The 364-nt window shown below is 38.5% G+C and carries 1 protein-coding gene; it reads left to right on the top strand.

Annotation, left to right across the window (positions count from 1 at the left end; translation table 11 throughout):
- A partial coding sequence (locus tag CCAL9328_RS10790; RefSeq protein ID WP_170000653.1) for a hypothetical protein occupies positions 1-364 on the top strand: 364 nt, incomplete at both ends.

Below are 364 nucleotides of genomic sequence, written 5' to 3'. Positions count from 1 at the left end.
TCAGGGGAGAGCTATATATGCTATGTATCACACGCATATAGCAGTGGGGAGAATGCTGGAGTGAGCTATATAGTTGTTAGTGATGACTTTAAGCGTCTTAATAGGCTTAGCTCTAATGTTATACAAGCTAATGCCTATACCAAAGAGGAGATAAACGAGCTAATAGCTAGAGTTGATGCTAAAATCCCTGTGGATGAAGCCAAACTAGCTAAACAAAATGAGCTTAAAAGCGTAGAAGCTGATATATTAGATAAAGAGCAGTCAATACCAGCAAAACGACAAGAGCTATTAACTCTAAGCGAGGAAAAGAGAACCTTAGAAGCTAATCTAGCTACCATAACAGAACTAATAAGGCAGAAACAAG

This window comes from Campylobacter sp. RM9328 (assembly GCF_012978615.1).
This window is presented reverse-complemented; position numbering and strand designations above follow the sequence as displayed.